This is a genomic window from Streptomyces radicis (assembly GCF_003626575.1).
Lineage (GTDB): Bacteria > Actinomycetota > Actinomycetes > Streptomycetales > Streptomycetaceae > Streptomyces > Streptomyces radicis.
In genome coordinates this window covers 1-23,174 of the sequence record NZ_RBDY01000048.1, presented here as the reverse complement: position 1 = coordinate 23,174, position 23,174 = coordinate 1, and the positions used below count along the sequence as shown (strand labels likewise).

Here is a 23,174-nt window from a genome sequence, read left to right as displayed (position 1 = left end):
CACCCTCACAGCGGGAGAATCGCCTGTCCAAGATCACGGGAAGAACCTCGCTCCGGACCAGGCTCGGGTACTGGCGCGCCGTCGCCCGGCTGTCCAGCACGCGCCCGTGGGCGAGCGCGATCCGCTCGACGTCGTGGTACGGCCCGACAAAGCCCGAGGGCGAGTAACGTGGCGCCGGACGTCACCGCACTGCTCCGGCCTGAGCCGCGTCCCGCTGGTTGAACGCAGTGATCGCCTCCTCCCTCAGCAGCGACCACAGGTGCGCAACCAGCTCGCCGTAGCGGTCCGACGACACGATCGACGAGTCCCGGGGCCGAGGCAGGTCGACCTCAAGGATCGCCTTGATCGACGCCGGCCGCGCGGTCATCGCCACGACCCGGTCAGATAGCTGGACCGCCTCCCCCAGATTGTGTGTCACAAACACAACGGTCTGCTGCAGCTCCTCCTGCAGCCGTAGCAGCTCCTCGCCAAGCACCATCCTGGTCTGCTCGTCGAGGGCGGCGAACGGCTCGTCCATCAGCAGGATCTCCGGTCGCATCGCGAGCGCCCGGGCCAGCGCGACCCGCTGGCGCATTCCGCCCGACAACTGGGCGGGATAGCGGTCGGCGAAGGAGCGCAGACCGATCAGGTCCAGCATCTCCATCGCCCGCTCGCGGCGCTCCGTCGCGTTGACCCCGGCCATCCGCATGCCGAACTCGACGTTCTGCAACGTCGACAGCCAGGGGAACGTCGAATCGTCCTGGAACACCATCCCGATGCTCGGATGCGGGCCGTCGAGCGGGGCGCCGGACACCGTGACCCGACCCTCATACCCGTCGATGAGCCCGGCCACGATGTTGATCAGCGTCGACTTGCCGCAGCCTGACGGCCCGATCAGGGAGACGAACTCTCCCCTTGCCACGGTGAGGCTCACCTTCCCCAGCGCGGGCACACGCCGTGTTTGGTCGCCGAAGCTTTTGCTGACATCGGCTATCACGAGCGCGGGAGCGGTGCCCGCCGCGCCGTCGGTCGGTGCGTTCACAACGAGATCTCCCGATCGGTACGGTGTCCTCCGCCGAGCCGCAGTACGCGCCCGAGCCGGTCGAGGCCGACGGCGACGAGGACGGAAAATACGAAGACCAGCAGCAGCACCACGTACATCTGAGGGATCTGGTACTGCGAGTAGTAGAAGATGACCCGGTAGCCGACTCCCTCATCGGCGGCCTTGCTCTCGGCCATCACCGTGCCGATGATCGAGGTGGCGATCCCGAGCCGAACACCGGCGAACATCGTCGGTGCCATCGCTGGGATGTACACGTGCCGCATCCGCTGCCCGCCGCTGGTGTGCAGCAACCGGGCCGCGTTCAGCCAGACCGGCCGCACGTCGGAGACCGCGCCCAGGGTGTGCAGCACGACCGGGAAGAACGCCCCGAACGCCGCCATGGCGATCTTCGACTCGGTGCCGACCGACAGGAACAGCAGGAAGACCGGGTAGAGCACGATCTTCGGAACGGTCGACAGGTACACGAGCAGCGGCTCGACGATCTCGCGGACCAGCGGCCGTGTCGCGAGCAGCAATCCGAGCACCAGTCCGACGACGATCCCGATCGAGGCGCCCCAGAACAATTGGAACAGGGTGACGCCAACGTCGCCGGCGAAATCCGACGTCAGCACGTCCCCGAACGCCGCCGCCAGCGTCCACAGGTGCGGGAAGAAGTCGTCGGCGCCGGCTCCGGACAAGGCCAGCAGCTCCCACAGGAGTGCGACCGCGAGCACGCTCAGGACACGAATCCTCACGACGGTGGTCATCGCTTCACCACCAGCCGGGTTGTCAGGTTGAGCAGGAACAGGAAGGTGACCGACAGGCTGATGATCAGCAGGAGTACCGCGTACATGTCGGCTGACCGGAGTCGCAGATAGGCCAGTGACAGCTCAGCGCCGACTCCACCCACGTTCGCGAGGTACTCCATCGCGATGACCGTGAGCATGGTCAGGGTGAGCCCGAGCCGGAGACCGACCAGCACCGAGGGGAGGGCGGCTGGCAACAGCACCCGCAAAAACGATTGCCCCGGCGTGAGCCGCAGGACCTTCGCGACCTTGATATAGGTGTCGTCCAGTCGGCGGAACGCCTGGTAGGTGGAGATGAGCACCGGGAACAGGCCCGCGACGAAGCCGAGTACGGCCACTGCGACCGGGGTCCGCCCGAACATCACCAGCGAGACCGGGTAGAGCAGCACGATCGGCGACGACGCCAGGGCGTAAAGCAGCGGCTCGTACGCCCGGCCGAACAGCGGCCGCCGCCACAGCAAGTAGCCGAGCGTCGTCCCGACTGTGGCCGCGCAGAGGAAGGCGACACCGACCTCGGCCAGAGTGGTGCCCAGCAGGGACAGGTAGTTCCCCGTGGTCAACCCGTCCCACAGCGCTGGCAGCACGATCGACGGCGGCGCGACCTGCAGCGGGGTCGCCCAGCGGAGCTCGACCGCCAGCTCGACCAATGCCGCGGCCAGGACGATGATCCCGATCCGCGTCAGCGAGACGCCGACGGTGCGCGGCCAGGCCCGGACCTTGGCCGGGCCGGGGCCGGCGGATACTGGAGGCGCGCTGGTCGTGGTGGTCACGGCTCAGCCCTGCCCCGTGTCTGTGTCGAATATCTCGTCGATGGCGACGTGCTCGCGGAACTCGTCCTCGGACAGTGGCTGTGAGATGAACTCGAGTTCGTGCGCGATCCGAAGTGACACGTCCAGCCCTTCGATCCGGCGCGGGTCCAGGGACTCCCGGGGGTAGGCCGCGCGTGCCTGTTCCAGCACCTCGGGGGTGGCGTCCAGTTGCGAAGCCTCCGTCCAGATCTCGATGGTGCGGTCGGGGTTCGCCTCGGTGAAGTCGAGTGCCTGTTCGTAGGCGCGGAAGAACGCCTGGAGGTCGGGCATGCGCTGTTCGGCCACCTCGCTGCGGGTGATGTTGACCCGTGAGGTGATCCCGGCGAGCTCCCCGACGTCGTTCCCGGTGCCGATCTGGCGCACCGTCCCTTGCTGGATCTCGTCGAAGAAGAAGGGGGGTGTCGTCCAACCGACGTCGACCTGGCCGGTCCGCACGGCGGTGAAGACGTCTGGGGGGTTGCCGAGCGCGGCCAGCTCCGGCGGGCGTGCCCCACCGTCCTCCAGCTGGCGCTGCAGTTCGCGACCGACGAGGTCGGTCGTGGAGCCCGGGCCGCTGGTCGAGACCGACTGTCCGCCGACGTCGTCCAGTGACTGCGCCGGCGAGTCGGCGGGCACGTAGTAGGTGATGTCGCCGTAGCCCTTGAACTCGGCGCTGACGATCGTGATGTCGGCGCCCTGCTCGATGGCGGAGTAGACGGCGGACAGCGAGACCCCGATGGCGAGATCGGTGCTGCCGGATATGAGGGCCTGGACCGCGTCGCCGGAGTTGGACGGGTAGACCCGGTCGGGCGAGACATTCGCCCCAGCGTCCTCGTAGAAGTTCTCGGCAGTGGCAACCGCGTCCGGCACCGCGACGTCGTACACGACCTGGTGGGTGAGCGACAGGCGCAGAGGGTCGCCTGGTTCGCCCGCCGAGCCGGCGGAGCATGCGCTGGCCATGGCCATGGCCAGCGCGCCGGCGAAGGCCCACGTCCAGCGGTGGCCCCGGGAGCCGGACGATGGTCGGAGGAGACTGACCGCACTCCTCGTTGAGCGGATCGGTGTCATGGGTTCTTCCCTCTCAGGCACTGTTGTTCGGGGTCTGCTATGTAACGGCCGGTCAGGGGGAGGTGAAGACGACTCCGGCCCGCTCGGCCGCGACCGGCCGGATGAAGTCCCGCACGACCTGCTGGTGCGCGGGGTGGTCGCGGAAGGTCAGGTAGCCGTCGACATCGTCGAACTCGATGAGTGAGGCGAAGTCGAAGTTGTCGGCGCGGATCCCCAGGTCGGATCCCATCCGCATGGATCGGATGGTGTCGATGTGCTCCCGTAGTCCGAGGAGCCCGTCGACGACGGCCTGCTTGGCCGCCTCGTTGGTGCCCCCGGCCCAGCGGAGGCAGATGACGTGGTTCAGCATGATGAGCCCTCCCGGTTCGTCGACGAGCTCTGGCCGGGCACTCAGGCGTCCCAGTCGGTGCGGACGTTCACGACCTTGGTTTGGGCGAATCCGAGCAGTTCTTCGATGCTCTCCTCCTTGCCAATACCCGAGGCCTTGACGCCGCCAAAGGGCAGGCCAGGGAAGTGCCGGGCGGAGTCGTTGACCCAGACGTAGCCGGCCTGGAAGGCGTCGACGAAACGTTGGGCCCGGCGCAGGTTCTCGGTCCAGACGCTGGCCGTGAGCCCGTACCGTACGTCGTTGGCCACACGGAGGGCCTCGTCGTCGTCGTCAACCGTGATGACCGACAGGACCGGGCCGAAGATCTCCTCCTGCGCGATCCGCATTGTGGGCGTGACCCCGGTGAACACGGTGGGCGCGAGAAAACAGCCGTGCGGCAGGTGCTCCGGTCGATCGCCCCCGGTCGCCAGGACGGCCCCCTCGGCCAAGCCCGCCGCCACGTAGGATCGGACCCGGTCGAGGTGCTCACGGGTTACGAGCGCGCCCATCTGCGTGGTCTCGTCGACCGGGACGCCGACCCGAATCCGCTCCACCAGCTCGACGACCCGGGCCACCAGTTCGTCGGCCACTGACCGGTGGACCACCAGCCGGGAGTTCGAGCCGCACGACTCGCCCTGGCTGGCCGTGAAGTTCATTCCGGAGACCACGCCGACGGCGGCTCGCTCGAGGTCGGCGTCGGGCAGCACGACCATCGCGTTCTTGCCGCCCAGTTCCAGCGTCACGTTCTTGACCGCCGCCTGTGCGGACGCCCGCTGGATGGCCCGGCCGGTGCCCTCGCTGCCGATAAAGGCGATCCGCGGGATGTCGGGGTGCGCGGAGATCGCGGCCCCGGTCTCCGGTCCCGCTCCCGGCACCACGTTGACCAGCCCCGCTGGCAGCACCTGCGCGGCGATCTCGCCCATGCGGATCGCGGACAGCGGGGCCTGCGGCGGCGGCTTGACGATGACCGCGTTCCCCGCCATCAGCGGCGCACCCAGCTTGCCCGCAGCGAAGAACAGCGGGTGGTTGAACGGGATGATCCGCCCGACGACGCCGTATGGCTCCAGCCGTGAGTAGTGCAGGCCGGTCCCGGTCCCGGGATAGGTGTCGCCCTTGATCATCAGTGCCCAGTCCGCGAACATCTCGAGGTGGTCGGCGGCCCAGCGGGCGTCGCCGCGCATCGAGGCGACCGGGCTGCCGCCGTCGACGGCGTCGAGCAGGGCCAGTTCCTCTACCTGGGCGCGGATGGCCGCGGCGAACTCACGCACGGCCGATGCCCGGCCCTGCGGCGAGTAGCGCCGCCACGTCTCGAAGCCCTTCTGCGCCGACCGCACGGCGGCGTCGATGTCCGCGGCACCCCCGTCCGCGACCTGCGCGAGTGGGGCGTCGGTGGCGGGGTCGATGGTGGTGAACGTCTTGCCGCCGGCGGCGGGCCGGGCCGTGCCGTCGATGACCACCCCCCAGTCTCGGACGGCGATGGCGTCGAGCTCGGCCCGTCGGGTCGCGTAGGCGCTTGCGTAAGGGGCCGAAGTGGAGGGCGTGGCTGCCATTGGGTGTGGTTCCTTCAAGGTCGAGGTCCAGTGCGGGGCGGTTGGGACAGGCCGGTCATGTGCTGACCGCCGGGTGTGGCGGGCGCCGGGCGGGATCGACGGGCACCTGGTGCTCGGTCAGGACCTCGCGGTGCTCCCGGGCGGAGGTCTGGATGGCCCGACACACCTCGACGGTCGCGGCGCCCCACGCCGCGTCGTGCACCGATGGTTCGCCGAGCACGACGACCCGGTAGAGGTCGTCGATCACCAGGCTCTTGTCAGGGAATGGGCCGTCGCACGGGATCCGCACGGTGGTAACGCCCTCGTCGTCGTAGAGGATGACCCCGTCCGGCCCGGCTCGCAGGTCACCACCCTCACAGCTGACCAGCAGGACGCCGAAGTGCGGCTGGTGCAGCCCGGAGCGGTCGGCTGGGCCGGCCGGGAGCCCGCGGTAGCCGCGGGCCGCCTTGAGCCCTGCCTCGGCGTCCTGCCCGCCAGCCGCGCGCAGCGCCCGGCGGGCCGCGCCGTGCTCCGGTACCCGGTCACGGCCGTTCTCGTCGATCCAGCCGTGCCACTCGTCGGTGTCGAAGCGGTCGTACCCGCTGTAGACCAGGCTCGCGGCCGCGCCGTCCTCGAACTCCAGGAAGGTCGAGTGGCTGCCCTCGGTCGGGCGCTTGAGGTCGAGGACGAAAGTCGCGGACCGGACCGACCGGACCAGCCCGCCGCCGAGCAACCGGACCACGTCGACCTGGTGTGGCACCTGGTTGAAGAGAATGCCCCCGCCGCGGGCGGTGTCCAATTCCTCGGGGCGCCGCGGCCGGTACAGGAAACTGCCGTAGTACCAGCTGTTGATCATCGCGACCCGGCCGAGCCGGCCGCTCGCGATGATGTCGCGAATCATCCGCACCGGACGGTCGAACGCGTGGGTGTGTCCGACGACCACCTGCGCGCCGCTCGCTCGGCTCGCGTCGTGCACGGCCAGGCAGTCCTCGACGGTGAGCGAAAGGGGCTTCTCGACGAGCACATGCGTGCCGAGGGCGAGCGCCGCCGTCGCCTGGTCGGCGTGCAGAGCGTGCGGTGTGGCGAGGTAGACCGCGTCCACGCCCGGGTTCGCGGCAAGGTCCTCGGCTCGGTCGTAGGCTGGCACGCCCAGGTCCGCGGCGAACCGATCCCGGCCCGTCGCGTCGATATCGGCAACGCCGGCGATCACCACGCGCTCGTCGGCGAGCAGGGTCGGCAACATCGACATCGTCGCGCCGCCGAGGCCGACGACGCCCAATCGCAGCTGGCGGCTCACAGGGACCTCGTTCCGGCGAGTTCCAGCACGGTCGGCGCGAACAGATCGCGCGCCGCGACCCGGCGGTCGCAGATCCCCTGCTCGACAAGGTAACCGCAGAGGGCTTCGAGCACCGGCTCGTTCGGCTCAAGTCCGTAGGGCCAGAAGTTCGGGCCCATCACCTCGACGGTCTGGGCGACCTCGTCGTTGATCCAGGGCAGCGAGACCGAGAGCGGCTCGCGCTCAGTGAGCCGGGCGATGGCGTTCGCCCGTGCGCGATCGAAGGCCTCGTACAGGCTGGCCGCGATCCAGGGCTGTGACTCGTACAGTGACCGGTCCATCACGACCGTGTGCATGATCGGGAACAGCCCGGTCCGGCGGAAGTAGTCGGCCTCGACCGACCGGTAGTCCGGGAACAGTCGCCGCACGGCTGGTGACCCGGCCGCGAACGACGGTGGTGCCTGTGGGGCGACGATCGCGTCGATCTCGCCGGCCAGCAGGAGGTCGTCGAGCGAGCGCTGGTCCTCGTGGACCACATTCACCCCGCGGACCGTGACCGGTTCCAGGCTGTGGCGGCCGGAGTCCTGTAGGCCACCGGTGACCCACTCGACGTCCGAGGCGCGCACGTTGTGGTCGTGCTGCAGCATGCCACGCACCCACACGGCCGCCGTCATCTGGTACTCGGGGACGCCGATCCGGCGGCCCACCAGGTCGGCCGGACCCTCAATGCCCGCCGCGTCGCGCACGTAGACCGCGCTGTGCCGGAAGGTTCGGGACGGGAACGCCGGGATCGCGACGAACCGCGCCCGGTCGTGGGCGACGGACGTGACGTAGGTCGACAGCGACATCTCGCCAACGGGGAACTCGCCGCGCAGCAACCGTCGGAAGGCCTCGCGGGGCGACATCGGCAGGTACTGCAGGTCGATCCCGGCGGGCCGGACGGCCCCGGTCCACAGGTCGAACACCCGGTCCGAGAAGTGTCCCGGACAGGCGAGCGTCAGGCCACGCTGGTCAGGCATCGGAACGTCCCCCAACGAGGGCCGTGCCCCTGGCCGCCGCGTGCCGCTCGCGCAGCTCCCGCCACCGGCGGCCGCACTCGCGCGCCGCGGCCGCGTCGTCGTCGGCGATCGAGTTGTACGGCGGGCGGATCGGTCCGGGGCGACAGTACCCGGCTTCTTCGATCCGGACCTTCTCGACCTGGATGTTGTGCGAAGCGAAGTACTCCTGATCGGCGAGCAGGTACTCGATCGGCTGGCAGGCCCAGGCGATGTCGGCCGTGGCCGCATCGATCGCCTGCTGCTCTCCCGAGCGGAGGGCGTCGAGTACCGCCAGCGCCGGCTCGGGGCCCATCGCCGCCGCGGTGGCCCAGCAGCCGATGGGCGTCTGCGGTGCCATCGCGTGGAACTCGTGCACCTTCATCTCGTTCGGCAGGAACCGGATCCGGCCCTCGGTGGCCTTGACGAGCTCGGGCAGGTCGGGGGCGCGGGACATCTTGGCCGCGACCACCGAGGGCACGTCCCGGGCGAGGGAGGCCCAGAACTCCAGCGGGAAGCCGTACCTGAAGGCACGGGCGTTGGCGTAGACCATAATGCCCAGCCCGGGGGCCGCGGCGGCGGCGTCCGCGACGTAGCGCAGGGCCATGCCGGTGGTCAGAGGCTGCCACATCGGGAGTCCGAGTAGGGTCCCGGTCGCGCCGCGGTCAGTGATGATCCGCAGTCGGCGGGCGACCTCGTGGGTGCCGAGCGCGGTCGCCCCGATGATGGTCGGTACCCGGCCGGCGGCTGCGTCAACGACGCAGCCGACGACGGTGTCGAACTCCTCCGGGGTCAGCGTCGCGCACTCACCGGTGGTGCCGAGGGCGATGATGCCGGACGCGCCGTCCCGGATCAGGGTGTCGACCAACCGGGCGGTCTCCTCGGTGTCGACTGTGTCGGTGGCGTCCCAACGGTCGGCGCCAGAGCGGGCGGGAGTCGGGATGATGGCGTGTAGCCCGTCGAACGGGTCCTGCTCTCTCATGACAGGCTCCCCGCGTTCGGGCCGGCGACGAACGCGGCTGGTGGACGGCCAGCGATGCCCCAGACGTCGCCCCGGTGCTCCGGTCCCCACTCGACGACGGTGATGTCGTCGTTGGGGTCGAAGTCGTCGAACTTGTCGAGATCGCCGTAGTACTCGATGAAGAAGCCCGCGGGATCGCGGTAGTAGGTGAACACGTTGCTTCCCGGTCCGTGCCGTCCCGGCCCCCAGACTGGCGTGACGTCGTGCTCGCGCAGCAGCGCCAGCCCGCGCATGACCTCGTTCACCGTGCCGACGTCGTAGGCCATGTGCTGCAGCCATGGCTGGTCGGCGGGGATCAGCGCGAGGCTGTGATGGTCCGCGTTGCAACGCAGGAACCACATTCCGGTCGCGTTCCGGTCGCTCACCCGGAATCCGAGCAGGTGATAGAAGGCCGTCATCGCTGTTTGGTCCGGCGTCCCGAGCACGACGTGGCCGAGGCGTAGCGGCGCCATCTGGACACTGGTGTCGCGCGCGCCCTCGTCCTGGGCCCCGACGGCGAGCTCGATGCGGTGGCCGTCCGGGTCGTGTGTGACCACCGCCGCCGTCTGGCCCGGCCGCAGTTCCATGGCGGACACCTTCATGGTGCGGTGACCGGCGTTCACCAGTCGCTTCGCGAGACGCTCCAATACCTCGGGCGAGGCGACCGCGAGCGCGATGTGGTCGAGGGCGGCCGTGGGGCCCTGGGACAGCACCAGATCCGTGTGCCGGGACTGCTGCCCGGCCAGGTGGTGCCGGCCGCCCTGTTCGGCCACCGGTACCAGGCCCCAAGCGTCGGTGTAGAAGCCGAGTGCCGTCTCCAGGTCCGGTACGGCGAGCGCGATGTGGTCGAGACCGGTCACAGCGACCCGGGTGTCACCCATCTACAGCACCTCCATAAATCATCGGTCCGATCTCGACTGGCCGAACGGCCGTCGGCGACGGTCCGAGAGGTCTGATCCGGCACCGACGCCCTGTTTTCTTACATCCGGAACCAAGTTCTGCGCAATAGGTCTAACGCCGCGAGGAGCCTTTAAAGGTCCAACTTTTGCTGATCTGGCTGTCCGTTCGGCAGAGCAGGACGGCGTGACCAGGTACCCGCACCCGGGGCCACGCCGGTCGCGGGAGGCCGGGGCCACGGTGATGGCGAACGTCCGGCATCGGCCCGGCCGGCGGTAGCGCGGGGCGCGGGCCATCCGGGCCTCCGGGGCCGTCCGACTTGCCACGCTCCGCGGCCCACACCCGCATGCGCGTGTCACCGAGGTGGACACCGCCGCAGTCGAGGCCACCCCAGGCCCCCCGCCCGGCGATCAACCGGGTGGGGCACGCGGGCCGGCTGGTGACCGTCGCCTGGGCCGGGCCCCCGCCGCGCCGCGCCGCGACTGGCAGACCACGAACCGCCGCCCTTCGCGCCGAGCGTCGGCGGGGTGCTTGCTGGGGGTGTTGCGCGCCAGACGCTGGCGAGGCGCCCGCCAGGACGCACCCCGCCCACGAAGGTGGAGCCTGCCCGGGGCGGACGGCCCGCTTCGTGCCATCATTGCGCTATGCAGAATTCAATTCTACTGTCAAGATATCCTGGGCGAGCTCGTGACGAGCGGGTGGCCGCGGAGAGAGAAGGAGGTGGCCGATGAGCGCGGATGCGGGGACTGCCGAACGATCGCGGGTCGACGTGCTACTGGAACAGATGGGCGCCGACCTGGATCGGGGCCTGGTACCGGCCGAGGTCTTCAACGACCCCTCGGTCTACGAGCGGGAGCTGCGGCAGGTGTTCGGCCGCTGCTGGGTCTACATCGGACATGAGTCCGAACTGCCCGATCCGGGCGATTACCATGTGCGCATGATCGGCGAGGACCCATTTGTCTTCGTCCGCGACGAGGCCGGCGTGATCCGGGTGCTGCTCAACAGCTGCCGGCACCGCGGCAGCGTCATCTGCCGGGTGGACTCGGGAAACACCTCGCACTTCCGCTGCCCATACCACGCCTGGACATACAAGAACGACGGCAGCCTGATCGGCGTGCCAGCCCGGCAGAACGGGTACCGCGCGCTTGACATGGAGGAGTGGGGGCTGATCCCGGCCGCGCAGGTGGACTCCTTTCACGGCCTGGTGTTCGCCACCCTCGACCCGCACGCGCCGTCACTGCATGACTACCTCGGGAAGTTCCGGTGGTACCTGGAGATGCAGGTCGCGCTCACCAAGGGCGGGATGGAGGTGCTCGGTGAACCGCACCGCTGGCTGATCGACGCGGACTGGAAGTCGGGCGCGGAGAACTTCACCGGCGACAGTTCGCACACCCAGATGACCCACCGCTCGCTGCTCGAAGTCGGAATCGCCGACCAGGCCGGGGCCGGGAAGACGGGCAAGGCTCACGGGCTACACGTCAACGAGTGCGATGGGCACGCGATCAGCATGCGCGTGCTCGCCGAGGGCGAGGAGCGCTGGTTCGACTACCCGAAGGAGCTCCGGGTCCAGTTCGAGCAGGGCGCGCTCAACGAGGCACAGCTCGACCTGGTCCGCCGCGGCGTCGTGCACGACGGGACGGTCTTCCCGAACATGTCGTTCATCCACTTCTCCGCCCGGGAGGACATCGAGCTGCCGGCGCGTCCGTTCCTCAGCATCCGCACGTGGCAGCCGCGGGGCCCGGGCCACATGGAGGTGTGGAGCTGGGTTCTGGCACCCCGTGAGGCCTCCCCCGAGTTCAAGGAGAGCGTCTACCGCGCGGCGATGGCGAGCTTCAGCCCGTCCGGCGCGTTCGAACAGGACGACGCGATCGTCTGGAACGGGGTGGCCAGGACCGGCGGCAGCCTGGCCGCCGAGCTGCAGGGCATCCGGTTCAACTACCAGATGGGCATGCCCGGTATGGGTGACGCTGAGCCGCTCGCGGACTGGCCGGGACCGGGGACCGCGTGGCCGTCGAACTCCGGGGAGAGCGGCCTGCGCACCTTCCACCGACGCTGGTTCGAGCAGATGACCGCTCCCGCACCGGGCGCCGCCAGCCCGGTCGAGGACAAGGAGTGACGCCGACCGTGGACATGAGCGCCATTGATGACTCCGCCCTCGCCGACTTCTACCACCGCGAGGCCGAGTACCTGGACGACAACGAGCTGCACAACTGGCTCGCGCTGCTCGCCCCGGACGTGCAGTACCGCGTCCCGGTGCGGGCGGTGCGCGAGCGCGGCGTCACCGCGACCGACTCCGACTTCACCGATCGGGCCAACTTCCTGTGGGAGAACATCGGCACGCTGCGCACCCGCATCCGCCGGCTGGACTCGGAGTTCGCGTGGGCGGAGCGGCCACCAACCCGCACCCGCCGGCTGGTGACCAACATCCGGCGGCGTGAACCGGCGTCCGGCGAGACGGGGTCGGAGACGGGAGCCCTCACCAACATCGCCGTCTACTGTTACCGCGGTAGCTCGCCCACCCCGGTCGTGTTGACCGGGCAGCGGACCGACACCCTGCGCCTGGTCGACGGCGAGCTGAGGCTCGCGAACCGGCTTGTCCACCTGGACAGCACGGTGCTGGGCCTACACGCATTGTCGATCTTCCTGTGACCGCCGATGACACGGGGCACGACGCCTCGGTGACCGGAGTCGACTGGCGCTTCGGGGTCGAGATCGCCAACGAGTTCGCCTCTGTGCGGCTGCGGCTCGTCGACACCCCGACCGGGATCCGGCTGGAGATCTACTCGCTCAAACTCGGCGAGCGGATCCACCTCGACCCGGTCGCGCTGGAGAGCCTGACCTGGCAGTCACCCGAGCTCTTCTCGACATTCCTTCAGAATCCACTCGGCCCCGAGCAGCACTGAGATGCGACCAGAAGAAAGATAGAGACATGTCCGACCTCGTCACCGAGACGGTGGCACTCTCATCACGGGTCCTCGGCGACGCCGGCCACGGCGACTTCATCTGGGGCCACTCCTCGGCCCGCGACCCGGACGGCAGGGGAGTGTGGATCAAGCCGAGCGGCTACGGCCTGGAGGAGATCACCCCGGAACTCGTCCAGCTGCTTGACTGGAACGGCGAGATCCTGCACGGCACCGGCCAGCGGCACGTCGAGTACCCCATCCACACCGAGATCATGGCCGCCCGGCCGGACGTCGGCGGGGTCGTGCACACGCATTCCCCGCACGCGGTCGCCCTCGCCGCCGCAGGCCAGGAGCTGCGCCCGGTCAGCCACGCCGCGAACTACTTCGTTCCGCCCTCCGTGCCCCGGTTCACCGATACCGCGGACCTCATCGTCACCGCCGAGCTGGGACAGTCGCTCACGACCGTCCTCGCTGACACCCAGGCGGTGTTTCTGGTCAACCACGGCATCGTGACCGTCGGACCGGACCTGCCGACGGCGACGATAGCGGCCCTCCTCCTGGAGGAGGCCGCCAAGCAGCAGCTGCTGACCGCCGGATACGGTGGCTTTCCGTCCTGGTCGCCCCGCGAGGAGTCGCTGGCCAAGCGCGAACGCATCTACCACCCGGCCGCCCTCGACCAGCTCTGGCAGTACCTGGTGCGACGCCTGGACCACGGCACCCCGGGCACGCCGTCGGCCTGACCACGCGGCACAAGGGCGGTACCCACTGGCCACCGGCGAAGATCTCCCCCGGACCGCGTGCCTGGTCGAGGCGACCGGTCGGCGGATCGTGGCCCGTGAGCCGGAGGCCTGTGAGCCGGGCCCCGTCGCCGATCTTCGGCGCGGGGCCCGACAGCCCTGATACCGGCGTTGGCCACAACAATGCCGAGCCGTCCGAGCGCGGCGATCTCGTCCCCTCGACCGCCGTGGTGAGGGCGGCGGGGCCATCATCATCGAGGCGACGTGGGCGTGGCCGCTGCGCCACCGTCCGGGGTGGCCAGCTGCCGGTGCCGGGTGTGCGACAACACGCGCCCTCGGCATTACCCTTTCTGCTGTGAAGAAGAATCATTCCGCACAGCCGGAAAGGACGGAACCGGCGAACACCCGCGTGCCGCAGTACCCAATCGAGTCCGTGGACAACGCGCTCAAGGTGTTGCTGCTCTTGGGCGAACACTCGGAACTGCGCCTCACCGATGTCAGTGAGTACCTGGGGGTGGCGTCGTCGACGGCGCACCGGGTGCTAGCCATGCTGCAGTACCGCGGCTTCGTTCGGCAGAACGAGCGTACCAAGCACTATGGTCCGGGCACCGCGCTCACCGGTGTGGCCTTCTCGATCCTGCAGCGCTTCGACTTCCGCACCACGCTCCGCCCGGTGCTGGAACGGCTGCACTTGGAGTTCCGAGAGACCGTGCACCTGGGCATGCTCGACGGATCCACGGTGCGTTTCATCGACGCGCTGGAGAGTCCCCGGGCAGTACGTGTCACGTCCCGGCTCGGGATGTCGCTGCCGGCCAGCTCCACATCGATGGGCAAGGCCCTACTCGCCCAGATGACGCCCGCCGAGCGCGTCTCCATGTATCCGAACGGCGAGCTCGATGGTCTGACCGAGCACAGCCTCCAGCTACACAGCGAACTGGAGGCCCAGGTGGCGATCATCCAGAAACGTGGTTACGCCATCAACCGCCAAGAGAGCGAGCTCGAGGTGGCCACAGTGGCCGTCGCCTTCCCCCCACACACCGCACCGGCCCGGCTGGCGGTGAATGTCGCCGCGCCGATCAACCGGATGTCGGTGGCGAAGCAGCGTCGGATCGGCAACACCGTTCGTGCCTTGGTCGAGGAAGCGGCCGCGCTCCTGCCGGGGGCTCCGCCGACGGGCTGAGGCCGGCGGTCACCGGTTGGCGACAGTCCGCACACGGATCGCGTCGGCGACCTCGCGCAGCGGCGTGCCGGTGGCAATGGCGCGGCGGCCAGCGATCGTGCTGCGGGGGCTCCCGACAGCAACCATTCCGGTCAGCGGGCCGTCCGGGGGGCCGAAGAGCGCCGTGAACCGGCCGGTCGCGACGGCCTCGTCGTCACCGACGACCTCGGCCGGCCACCCCTCCGGACGGCCCGCGACCTGCACGGTTCGGTCGAACTGGTCGCTCCAGACGTACTCGACCGGGGCAAGAGACCGCGGCTCGTCCGGGTGGACGATGTTGTGGCCCACGACAGCGGCCTGCTCGCCCGCGTTCGTCCAGTGTTCGAGCCGCACATGCGCCTGGTGCCGCGGATGCCACCATCGCGCCACATCGCCGACCGCGTACACGCCGGTGACACCGGACGCGCGGCCGAACTCGTCGCACACCAGCCCGTCGCGCACCTCAAGTCCCGAGCCGGCCAGCCAGCCGTCGTTCGGCTCGGCACCGATCCCGACGACGACCGTGTCGGCGTCGAGCACCTCACCGTCAGCGAGCCGGACCCGCAGCGCCCCGCGGGTGCCCTCAAGCTGCTCGACACGAGCCCCGAATCGGGTCCGCACCCCGTGCGACCGGTGCATCTCGGCCAGCATCGCGCCGGCCCCCGGACCGACGACCCGCACCATCGGCGCCTCCAGCGGGTCAACCAGCGTCACCTCCAGGCCGAGGGTCCGCGCGGTTGCCGCGACCTCGCAGCCAACCACGCCCGCCCCGACGACCACCAGACGCCCCCCGCGCACGAGGTCCGACCGCAGCGCGACGGCGTCCGCCCTAGTCCGCAGCAGGTGGGCGCCCGGTGGGAGCCCCCAGGGCGAAGGACGGGCACGGGTCCCGGTCGCTACGACCAGGTCATCGAACGGGACCCGGTCGCCGCTGTCGAGCACGACATCACCGGCAGCCACGTCGAGCCGCTCCGCGTGCCGCCCGAGGAGCAGGGTCGTATCGAGGCTGGCCAGTTCCTCCGCAGTGGCCAGGCCCAGGTCGTCCGCCGGGCGCTCACCGGACAGCACCGCCTTGGACAGCGGCGGTCGGTCGTAGGGGAGGTCCGGTTCCGCGCCGACGAGGACGATCTCCCCGTCGTGCCCGGCGGCACGCAGCGCTTGAACCGTCCGCAGGCCACCCAGCGCCGCGCCGATGACGGCCACCCGTCGCCGAGTCACTGCTCCACCACCAGCGCGGCCACCGGGCAGGTCCGCGCCGCGGCCTCGATCCGGGGGCGTTCGGTGTCCGGGAACTCCGAGCGGAGCAGGACCACCGTCCCGGAGTCGTCGATGTCGAAGATGTCGTCGGCAGCCAACACGCAGTTCGCGTAGCCCTGGCAGGTGTTGAGGTCGGCTCGGACAACGGGCACGGTCTCTCCTCGGTAGGGGGTGTGGATGTGGCCAATCAGGTCAGGGGCAGCGACTCACTGGCCCCCCAGCCCGGCATCAGCCGGTTCGGCTCGATGTCCTTGTCGAGGACCTTGCGGGCCACCTCGGCACCAGTCACCGGAAGCCCCTCCGGATCGATCAGGCCGGCCTGCACGAGCACCGATGCCTGGTCGAAGTAGATGTGCTCGTTGTAGATCATGTCGCCGTGGAAGGAGACGATCGCGACCATCGCGATCTCCATGTAGCGACCGGTTGGCGCGACCTCCGGGAGCAGGTAGGGGATCTCCCGGTCGTGCGTGAAGCACAGCACCAGCTCCTGCACAATGCGGTTCACACCCACCGTGCGGGACACCGGGATCATCTTCGTGTCGTCGGGATGCACGTCGACGAAGTGGTACTTGTAGAATCGCAGCAGCATGTCGTGCCCGACGCCGCCCATCACGGTTGGCGCGATGTTGACGTAAGGGTCGTCGACCATCGTCTTGAGCACCGCGGACGCGTCCTTGGTGACGAACTCGTGGTAGAGGTGCAGGTCCCACACGGCCTCAAGGTCGAAGTGCGGCCCGATCGCCCCGCGGACGAGGGACAACGTCCGCGTGTACGCCAGATCCGTCGCCACCTTGTCGTGGTAAGGCCGGAAGTCGTTGGCGAACGCGCGATCGGCCCTCTGGTAGACCCATAGGGACATGTGCTCGTGCCGGTCGACGACGGCTTGGACAGCGGCCACCTCGTGCCCGCAGTGCGTGTCCTCGCTGCCGTAGTGCAACGCGACCGGGACGGTGATCCGGTCCATCTCCTCAAGGTGTTCGGTGATCCCCACGCCGTAGTACCCGACCGCGCAGTCCACCTTGGTCCGGGCCGCGGCGAGCACGGCCAGCCGGCCACCGAGACAGTACCCGATCACCCCGACCCCGCCGACGTGCTCGGCACGATCACGCAGTGCCGCCACCGTCACCGCGATGTCGTCAACGGCACGCTCGATGTCGAACTGCTGATAGAGCTCCATCGCCCGGTCAAGGTCGGCGTCGGTCAGCGCACCCTCGGGCTCGATGCGCCCATCGAGGTCCGGCACGGCGACCACATAACCCTCGGCCGCGTACCGGTCCGCAGTCGCCCGCATGAACTCGGTGACGCCGAGCGCCTCCTGCAACAGGACGAGGCCCGGCCCCGAGCCGCGCTCGGGTATGGCCACGTACATGTGGAAGGCACCGCCGTCCGCAGAGCGAACCTCGACCTGCTCACCCATCGAGTTACTTCCCCTGTGCAGAACACAACTCTGTGATGGATAGAGTCAAGCATCAGCACGGGGCAGCGTCAACGCTCATACGCAGAAAAGGTCGGACTTTCGGATCAATACCGGGCCAGGTCCGCCGACTGTCTCGCAGCAACTGCTGATACGCCCGTACCGGGCCAGGACATCACGAACCTTGTACCACCGCGCCGCGGGACACCCCACTCCCGGCACCGATCAACCACGACGGTGGGCGCACCGCGGATCAGCGCACCGGGAAAGGCCGGGTCCGCCGAGGCTGGGGCAGCGCACTGGTACCCAGCGACTGGTAGAACGCGTTGAGCCGGACCAGGTGGCGCCGCATGGCATCAGCGGCGCCCTCGCCATCGGCGGCCTCGACGAGCGCCAGGATCTCCTCGTGGTCGGACTCGATCTCGTTCCAGAACTTGCGGCGCGAGGGCGGGATCACGAACCTGGACCGAATGACACCGAACACGGGGACGGTCACGAGCTGCAGCAACCGGTTCCCCGACGCCTCAAGCAGCTCCGTGTGGAACCGCCGGTGGTACTGGTAGCGGACATTGGAGCCCGGCGGCTCCGCCGCCACGGCCTCACGCAACGAGACGAGGTGCTCCTCGGTCCTGCGCTCGGCCGCCAGCCGCGCGGTGGGCACCTCAAGCAGCATCCTGGTGTCGAGCAACTCGTCCAGGCTGATGGCGTCCGAGCCGCTGAGGATGCCCAGCCCGGTCTCCAGGTGCTCGCGCAGCACGCTCGGGTCGGTCCGTGTCACGAAGGTGCCACCGTGCGCACCCCTTACCGAGTAGAGCAGGTTCGCGGCGGTGAGGATCCGGATGGCCTCGCGCACCGTTCCCCGGCTGACACCGAACGCCGAAGCGACGTCACCCTCGTTCGGCAACCGGTCACCGGGAACGAGCTCGCCTTCCACGATCAGCTCCCGAATCTGATCGGCGACCTGCTCGTACGCCGGCCGGATACGGTGCACCGCCCCCAGTGAGGCGGCTTGGGAACCAGGCGCCGAACCGCCGTTCGCGGGACCCCCCATGTGCTCTCCTCCACCGTCCAGCCGCCACGACCTGTTGTCCGACAGGTCAATGGTACGCACAAGATCCGACCTTCTCGCTGAGAAGGCATACTATGAAGTTCGCTTTGGGGTCGAACGCGAGTTCCCTGTTGGGTGATCTCGCCGTGGTCGGGCATCAAAGCAGGGCCTCCCGCATAGCTCGTGGCTGTCGAAACCATCCGAGCGTCAGGAGGCCCTGCTGTCGCAGTCTTCCGTCTCTGTACTGCTGTAGTCCAACTCGACTGCTCTGTCGTGTGAATCACCAGCTGGTCCTCGCCGACCGCCTCAAGGCGCCAGCTCAGCGGCCGGCCGGGGCTGGACGATCGACGCCTGGGCTCAGGCGTACAGTCCCACCCTCATAAATCCGGAACAACTCCCGGCTTCGAGGGAGCTCGAGGACGGCTCCGACGCCGTGATCAACTCCCACACCACGCCTGCGGGGCGTACTGGGCCGGAGCCCCCGGCGAGCCAGGGTGTCGAACCGTACACCCTCCCTTTCACCTCTGAGGGCTGACGCCCTCCACGATCAGGCCGAGCAGTCGCTGTGACGAGCACCTCGGCTGGACCGGCGGCACCCAGGTCTTCCCCCTACCGCGAGATACCTGAACGACAGCGCCGGACTTCCTGACGTCCTGACTCGCGGACCTCGCCGCCGAACTGGGCGCGGATGGCACCGTGCTCCCGCGAATCGGTTCTCCATCGCGCCGCCCGGGAGCGGAGCGAGGGAGACCAACCGGCGTCAGTGCGGTGGAGGCACGCCGGCGGGCTGGTCGAGCACCACGGTCGTCAGCGAGCGGGGCGGCAGGTCGACGGAGAGGCGGCCGCCCGTGACGCGCGCCCCGCCGGTGCGCTGGAGGTCGTGGGTCTCGTCGGTGAGGTAGACATCGCCGTTCCTGCCGGTGGGGCCGTCGACGTCGAGGGTCTGGCGGACAGTGCCGGTACCGGTGTTGAGGATCTCCAGCACGTTGCTGCCGTCGGTGTTCCGGAAGGCCGCGACCCGCACGGCCTCACTGCCGGAGTCCGCGCCCACTCGGACCGCGTCGGGCCGTATGAAGCGGCTGAAGGCGGCCATTCCCCACAGGCGTTTGGAGACGTGGTAGTCCGGGCCGTCCATCTGGATCAGGGCGCGGGTGGCGTTGATGGAGGCGCCGAACCAGTAGACGTAGCCGTTGGCCTCTGCCTGGGTGAGGGTGCCCAGGATGTCCTCCGCCACGGTGAAGCCGTCGTAGCCGCTCCCGTCGTCCCATGCCTCGTTCCAGTTGGGGCCGGGGGGACTCCACTCCGACATCCAGGTGTGGTCGTCGGTCGGCAGCGGGCTGCGCGCCGGGTCCCCGTACCGGTGGCCGGTCTGAATGTCGACCGCCGCGGCGGCCTCCGGGTCGGCCTCGATCGCTTCGGTGTACTCCCGGTCGGCGGACCAGCCGACGGTGTCGCAGCAGACGACGTTCATCTCGGACAGCTCCGAGTCCGCCACGGCGTCGGCGACGATCGTCGCCATGTCGGCCGCCTGCTCGGGTGTCATCTCCATGGACGCGTAGTCGGTCACCCAGTCCGGCTCGTTGGTGAACCCGAGGTCGGTGATCTCGACGCCCTCTTCGGCGTAGAAGCGCGCGTACTGCACGAGATACTCGGCGTAGGCCCGCCGCCAGTCGCCACTCACGCACTCCTCGACCCCCGGCAGACCACACAGGGCCCCACCGTTCGCGTCGTCGCCGTTGGTCTTCATGTAGCCGGGCGCGCTCCAGGCGTCGGCGTAGAACCGCTCGACCCCGTACTCCCGGGCCTCCCTGGCCAGCCACAGCTGACCGCCGTCGTAGCCGTCCCACTCGTATCGCGGCTGAGCGTCGGGGCCGCCGGGATCGTCGGGCTGGATGGACCGCATGTGGTCGTACACCTCGTCGGCGGACGAGCCGATGCCGAGCCGCAGGATGCTCAAGCCGGCCCCGGTCCCGGTGTCGAACAGCAGGTCCAGCACTTCCCGCTGGTGCTCCGGCGTCAGGCCGGGCGCCCCGTTCATGATGTCGGCGCGCTGGAACGCTTGCGAGATGCCGAAGCCGTCGATGAGCTGCCGCTCGTCGCCGAAATCGACGCTCCCGGAGGCGCGTGGCGTGCCGCCTGCGGTCTCGGCTCCGGCGGTCGCCGAAGCCAGCGGCAACAGGGTCGCGGCCCGGGTGCCGGCCACGACCGTGCGGGTCGTTCGGTTCACGAGGCTGTCCTTTCGATGGTCGCTGTCGAGACTTTCCGGTGGGATCCGCCGGTGTTCGGCACGCTGGGCGCTCGTACTCAGCTCGCCGCCGTGACGTTGTCCCGGAGTTCGCCGATGAAGCCCTCCGCCGCTTCCCGGGGGGCGGACTCGCCCAGCAGCACGTCCTGGGTGTACCGGTTGAACAGCGCGTCCAGGTCGCTGCCCCCGCTCGGGGTGATGGAGGCGGGCTCGCCGACTTCCTCGGCCATGGCCTCGGAGAATGCCAAGGCCTCCCGTCCGGTGTCGTCCAGGTTCGGGGTCAGTGCCTCTCTGAAGGCGTGGTTGGCCGGCTCCCCACGGTCGAGGGCGAAGATCTCACCGACGCGGGGGTCGTTGGTCAGGAAGTCGATCAGCAGGGCGGCCTCGGCGGGGTGGCTTGAGGTGGACGCGGCGGACCAGTACATGGTCGGTTTCAGGTACTGGAAGCCGGGCGAGGTGTCGCTGTCGGAGGGCCAGTTGGCCAGGTCGTAGTCGAAGTCGGGCGCGGCCGACTGGTAGGCGATGAACGCGCCGGCGGGGATGAAGGCCATGCCGGCCCGGCCGGTGACCACGTCGACCTGGTCCAGCGTCACGCCGGTCGACTCGATGATGTGCTCGACCGAGGGCGCGGCCCCGCTGTCGATCCAGTCGAGCTGGCGCTCCCAGTAGCTCGCCAGGGCTTCGGGGTCGAGGACGACCTCCCCGTTCTCGAAGACCTCCGAGCCCTGTTGGCGGGCCCAGACGCCGAGGTCGAACGAGTTGGAGAAGGGGGTGACGCCGCGGACCTCGCCGTCGGAGGCATCCGTCAGCTCCTGCGCGACGCGGGTGAAGTCGTCCCAGGTCCAGGTGGCGAGGTCGGGCAGGTCGATGTCGTACTGCTCGAACAGGGAGGTGTTGATGATGACGCCGTTGGCCGCGCCGCCGAGGGGGACGGCGTACTGGGTGCCGTTGACGCGGCCGGTCTCCAGGATCTCGTCGTCGAGGGCCGACAGGTCGAGGATGTTGTCGACCGTGGAGAGGTCCAGCAGGGCACCCCGCTGGGCGTAGGAGGCGAGGTAGATAGTTCTGGCCGGAGAGGTGGCTGGCCGTCATCTGCAAGCCCTTGTGCCAGCGGTGGTCGTTGGGCCGGTAGCCGGAGGCGAGGTTGCCGGACAGGGTGCGCAGCGGGTGGACGTAGGGCTTGCGGGACTCGAAGACGTCCGGGTTGGGGCGGTAGACGTAGTGCAGCAGCTCGACGTCGCCGTGCCCGACGACGATCCGCTCGCCGAGGCTGTGGGTGACCTGGATCGTCATCGTGCGGGGCTCCAGTCCGGGTGGTCGCCGTGCATGGACGTGTAGAAGGGGTCCTCGGGGTGATCTCGCCGGCCAGCACGGGCCGGGCGGTGAACGCCGACTTGTACAGCGCGGCGGCGAACTCCACGGTGGCGCGGGCGACCGGGCCGCTGCCGGCCGGCCGCTCGCCACGCTCGAAGGCATCAAGGAGGGCGCCGAGCTGGGCGGCGTGCGAACTGGGCACGTCGGCCGCCGGGGTGCGCCAGCGCTTGACCCGCGCCTCGTCCTCCAGCCCCGGACGCGGGGTGTAGACCCAGTCCTCGTTGCGGTGACCGTACAGGTGGGTGAGCTCGACGGTGGCCTCGGCGCAGTCGATCCTGATCCGGCTGACCTCGTCCGGGGAGAGCACACTGTTGACGACGGTCGCCAACGCGCCGCTCTTGAACCGCACCAGCGCGGTGGACACGTCCTCGCTCTCCACGTCGTGCACCAGACGACCCGCCATGGCGCGGATCTCGGTCCACTCCCCCAGCAGGTCCAGCAGCAGGTCGTACTGGTGGATGCCGTGACCCATCGTCGGGCCGCCGCCCTCGCTCTCCCACCGGCCCCGCCACGGCACCGCGTAGTAGGCAGTGTCCCGGTACCAGGTGGTCTGACAGTGCGCCACCAACGGCCGGCCCAGCTCCCCGCCCGCGATCAGCTCACGGGCGTGCACCGCGCCCGAACCGTAGCGGTGCTGGAAGACCACCGAGGCGTAGTTGCCGGTGGCCTCCTCGGTGGCCGCGATCGCGTCGTACTCGGCGAGCGAGAGGGGCAACGGCTTCTCCGACAGCACCCAGGCCCCGGCCTCCAGGGCCGCCACGGTCTGCTCGTGGTGCAGCACGGGCGGGGTGCCTATCAACACCACGTCGGGACGCTCCGCCGCCAACATCGCGTCCAGGTCGTCGAAGCCCCGCGGATCCATGCCGGCGGCCTCGGCCGCCTCCTGAAAGGCACCGAGCCTGATCCGGTCGACGTCCACGGCGGCGACCAGATCGACCCGGTCGACGTGAGCTTGAAGGGCTTTCAGGTGGCTGCCCGTGACGATGCCGCCGGTGCCGACGACCGCGACGCGCAAACGGGAGGGGGGAGAGGGCATGCGGGCTCCTCAGCGATGGAGCAAGCGCTTGCTTGCAGCGCCACCCTAACCTCGGGCTTTCATGAAGCGGGTTGTCCGGCAGGCGGTCAGGAAAGCAGAAAGTGCCTCTGACCAGCAAGAATGAGGATTGTCGAGGTCCTTGTTCCTGCCACCGCCGGAGGCACTTCCCAGGTGAA

The 23,174-nt window shown here is 69.4% G+C and carries 21 protein-coding genes and 2 pseudogenes; 5 read left to right on the top strand and 18 right to left on the bottom strand.

The window, feature by feature from the left end; genetic code table 11:
• Positions 1-181 precede the first annotated feature (181 nt).
• Genes D7318_RS31410 through D7318_RS31365 form a run of 10 tightly spaced genes read right to left on the bottom strand, consistent with a single transcriptional unit; the run spans position 182 to position 9,770 of the window.
• The gene (locus D7318_RS31410) at positions 182-1,021 is read right to left on the bottom strand and encodes an ABC transporter ATP-binding protein (RefSeq protein WP_120700657.1); all 840 of its coding nucleotides are present in this window, start codon (positions 1,019-1,021) and stop codon (positions 182-184) included.
• On the bottom strand, positions 1,018-1,788 hold the full coding sequence (locus D7318_RS31405; protein ID WP_120700656.1) for an ABC transporter permease: 771 nt from the start codon (positions 1,786-1,788) through the stop codon (positions 1,018-1,020). Before D7318_RS31405 ends, D7318_RS31410 begins: the two co-directional genes overlap by 4 nt.
• Positions 1,785-2,597, bottom strand: coding sequence for an ABC transporter permease (locus tag D7318_RS31400; RefSeq protein WP_120700655.1), 813 nt, complete (start codon positions 2,595-2,597; stop codon positions 1,785-1,787). Before D7318_RS31400 ends, D7318_RS31405 begins: the two co-directional genes overlap by 4 nt.
• 3 nt (positions 2,598-2,600) lie before the next feature.
• Positions 2,601-3,683, bottom strand: coding sequence for an ABC transporter substrate-binding protein (locus tag D7318_RS31395; RefSeq protein WP_120700654.1), 1,083 nt, complete (start codon positions 3,681-3,683; stop codon positions 2,601-2,603).
• Positions 3,684-3,735: 52 nt separating this feature from the next.
• Entirely contained in the window at positions 3,736-4,032 is a 297-nt protein-coding gene (locus tag D7318_RS31390; protein WP_120700653.1) for a Dabb family protein, read from the bottom strand.
• 41 nt (positions 4,033-4,073) lie between these two features.
• Positions 4,074-5,600, bottom strand: a complete 1,527-nt coding sequence (locus tag D7318_RS31385) for an aldehyde dehydrogenase family protein (protein ID WP_120700652.1) — start codon at positions 5,598-5,600, stop codon at positions 4,074-4,076.
• Between the two features lie 55 nt (positions 5,601-5,655).
• Positions 5,656-6,876, bottom strand: coding sequence for a Gfo/Idh/MocA family protein (locus tag D7318_RS31380; RefSeq protein WP_220729902.1), 1,221 nt, complete (start codon positions 6,874-6,876; stop codon positions 5,656-5,658).
• Positions 6,873-7,874: an ABC transporter substrate-binding protein gene (locus D7318_RS31375; RefSeq protein WP_183091685.1), complete on the bottom strand. Its 1,002-nt coding sequence runs from the start codon at positions 7,872-7,874 to the stop codon at positions 6,873-6,875. Before D7318_RS31375 ends, D7318_RS31380 begins: the two co-directional genes overlap by 4 nt.
• Positions 7,867-8,871 (bottom strand): dihydrodipicolinate synthase family protein, encoded by a 1,005-nt coding sequence (locus D7318_RS31370; protein WP_120700650.1) that lies wholly within the window; start codon positions 8,869-8,871, stop codon positions 7,867-7,869. Before D7318_RS31370 ends, D7318_RS31375 begins: the two co-directional genes overlap by 8 nt.
• Positions 8,868-9,770 (bottom strand): VOC family protein, encoded by a 903-nt coding sequence (locus tag D7318_RS31365; protein ID WP_120700649.1) that lies wholly within the window; start codon positions 9,768-9,770, stop codon positions 8,868-8,870. The genes D7318_RS31370 and D7318_RS31365 overlap by 4 nt, the downstream gene beginning before the upstream one ends.
• Before the next feature lie 743 nt (positions 9,771-10,513).
• Here D7318_RS31365 and D7318_RS31360 point away from each other — a divergent pair.
• The 5 genes from D7318_RS31360 to D7318_RS31340 all read left to right on the top strand — a co-directional run bounded on the left by D7318_RS31360 (position 10,514) and on the right by D7318_RS31340 (position 14,606).
• Entirely contained in the window at positions 10,514-11,902 is a 1,389-nt protein-coding gene (locus D7318_RS31360) for an aromatic ring-hydroxylating oxygenase subunit alpha (protein WP_120700648.1), read from the top strand.
• A gap of 14 nt (positions 11,903-11,916) precedes the next feature.
• Positions 11,917-12,435, top strand: coding sequence for an aromatic-ring-hydroxylating dioxygenase subunit beta (locus D7318_RS31355; RefSeq protein WP_147437897.1), 519 nt, complete (start codon positions 11,917-11,919; stop codon positions 12,433-12,435).
• A complete protein-coding gene (locus D7318_RS31350) occupies positions 12,432-12,689 on the top strand; it encodes a dihydrodiol dehydrogenase (protein ID WP_230424295.1) in 258 nt (85 codons plus the stop codon). The genes D7318_RS31355 and D7318_RS31350 overlap by 4 nt, the downstream gene beginning before the upstream one ends.
• A gap of 26 nt (positions 12,690-12,715) precedes the next feature.
• Positions 12,716-13,429: a class II aldolase/adducin family protein gene (locus D7318_RS31345; protein WP_120700646.1), complete on the top strand. Its 714-nt coding sequence runs from the start codon at positions 12,716-12,718 to the stop codon at positions 13,427-13,429.
• Positions 13,430-13,781: 352 nt separating this feature from the next.
• Positions 13,782-14,606, top strand: a complete 825-nt coding sequence (locus D7318_RS31340; RefSeq protein ID WP_220729900.1) for an IclR family transcriptional regulator — start codon at positions 13,782-13,784, stop codon at positions 14,604-14,606.
• A gap of 9 nt (positions 14,607-14,615) precedes the next feature.
• Here D7318_RS31340 and D7318_RS31335 read toward each other — a convergent pair whose 3' ends face one another.
• The 8 genes and pseudogenes from D7318_RS31335 to D7318_RS31300 form a co-directional block, all read right to left on the bottom strand.
• Positions 14,616-15,827: an NAD(P)/FAD-dependent oxidoreductase gene (locus D7318_RS31335; protein ID WP_230424294.1), complete on the bottom strand. Its 1,212-nt coding sequence runs from the start codon at positions 15,825-15,827 to the stop codon at positions 14,616-14,618.
• Positions 15,828-15,838: 11 nt separating this feature from the next.
• On the bottom strand, positions 15,839-16,033 hold the full coding sequence (locus D7318_RS31330; protein ID WP_120700643.1) for a ferredoxin: 195 nt from the start codon (positions 16,031-16,033) through the stop codon (positions 15,839-15,841).
• Between the two features lie 35 nt (positions 16,034-16,068).
• Positions 16,069-17,298, bottom strand: coding sequence for a dienelactone hydrolase family protein (locus D7318_RS31325; protein WP_120700642.1), 1,230 nt, complete (start codon positions 17,296-17,298; stop codon positions 16,069-16,071).
• A gap of 250 nt (positions 17,299-17,548) precedes the next feature.
• The gene (locus D7318_RS31320) at positions 17,549-18,346 is read right to left on the bottom strand and encodes a FadR/GntR family transcriptional regulator (protein ID WP_120700641.1); all 798 of its coding nucleotides are present in this window, start codon (positions 18,344-18,346) and stop codon (positions 17,549-17,551) included.
• A 757-nt stretch (positions 18,347-19,103) separates the two neighbouring features.
• The gene (locus D7318_RS31315; protein ID WP_120700640.1) at positions 19,104-20,570 is read right to left on the bottom strand and encodes a glycoside hydrolase family 30 protein; all 1,467 of its coding nucleotides are present in this window, start codon (positions 20,568-20,570) and stop codon (positions 19,104-19,106) included.
• Between the two features lie 77 nt (positions 20,571-20,647).
• Positions 20,648-21,589 carry an ABC transporter substrate-binding protein gene (locus D7318_RS31310; RefSeq protein WP_230424296.1) on the bottom strand — a complete coding sequence of 314 codons (942 nt, stop codon included), beginning with the start codon at positions 21,587-21,589 and terminating at the stop codon, positions 20,648-20,650.
• 58 nt (positions 21,590-21,647) lie between these two features.
• A pseudogene (locus tag D7318_RS31305) lies at positions 21,648-21,881 on the bottom strand (DUF6807 family protein); the annotation flags it as partial.
• Positions 21,878-22,998: pseudogene (locus D7318_RS31300) on the bottom strand (Gfo/Idh/MocA family protein). The pseudogenes D7318_RS31305 and D7318_RS31300, both read right to left, overlap by 4 nt.
• Between the last annotated feature and the right edge of the window lie 176 nt (positions 22,999-23,174).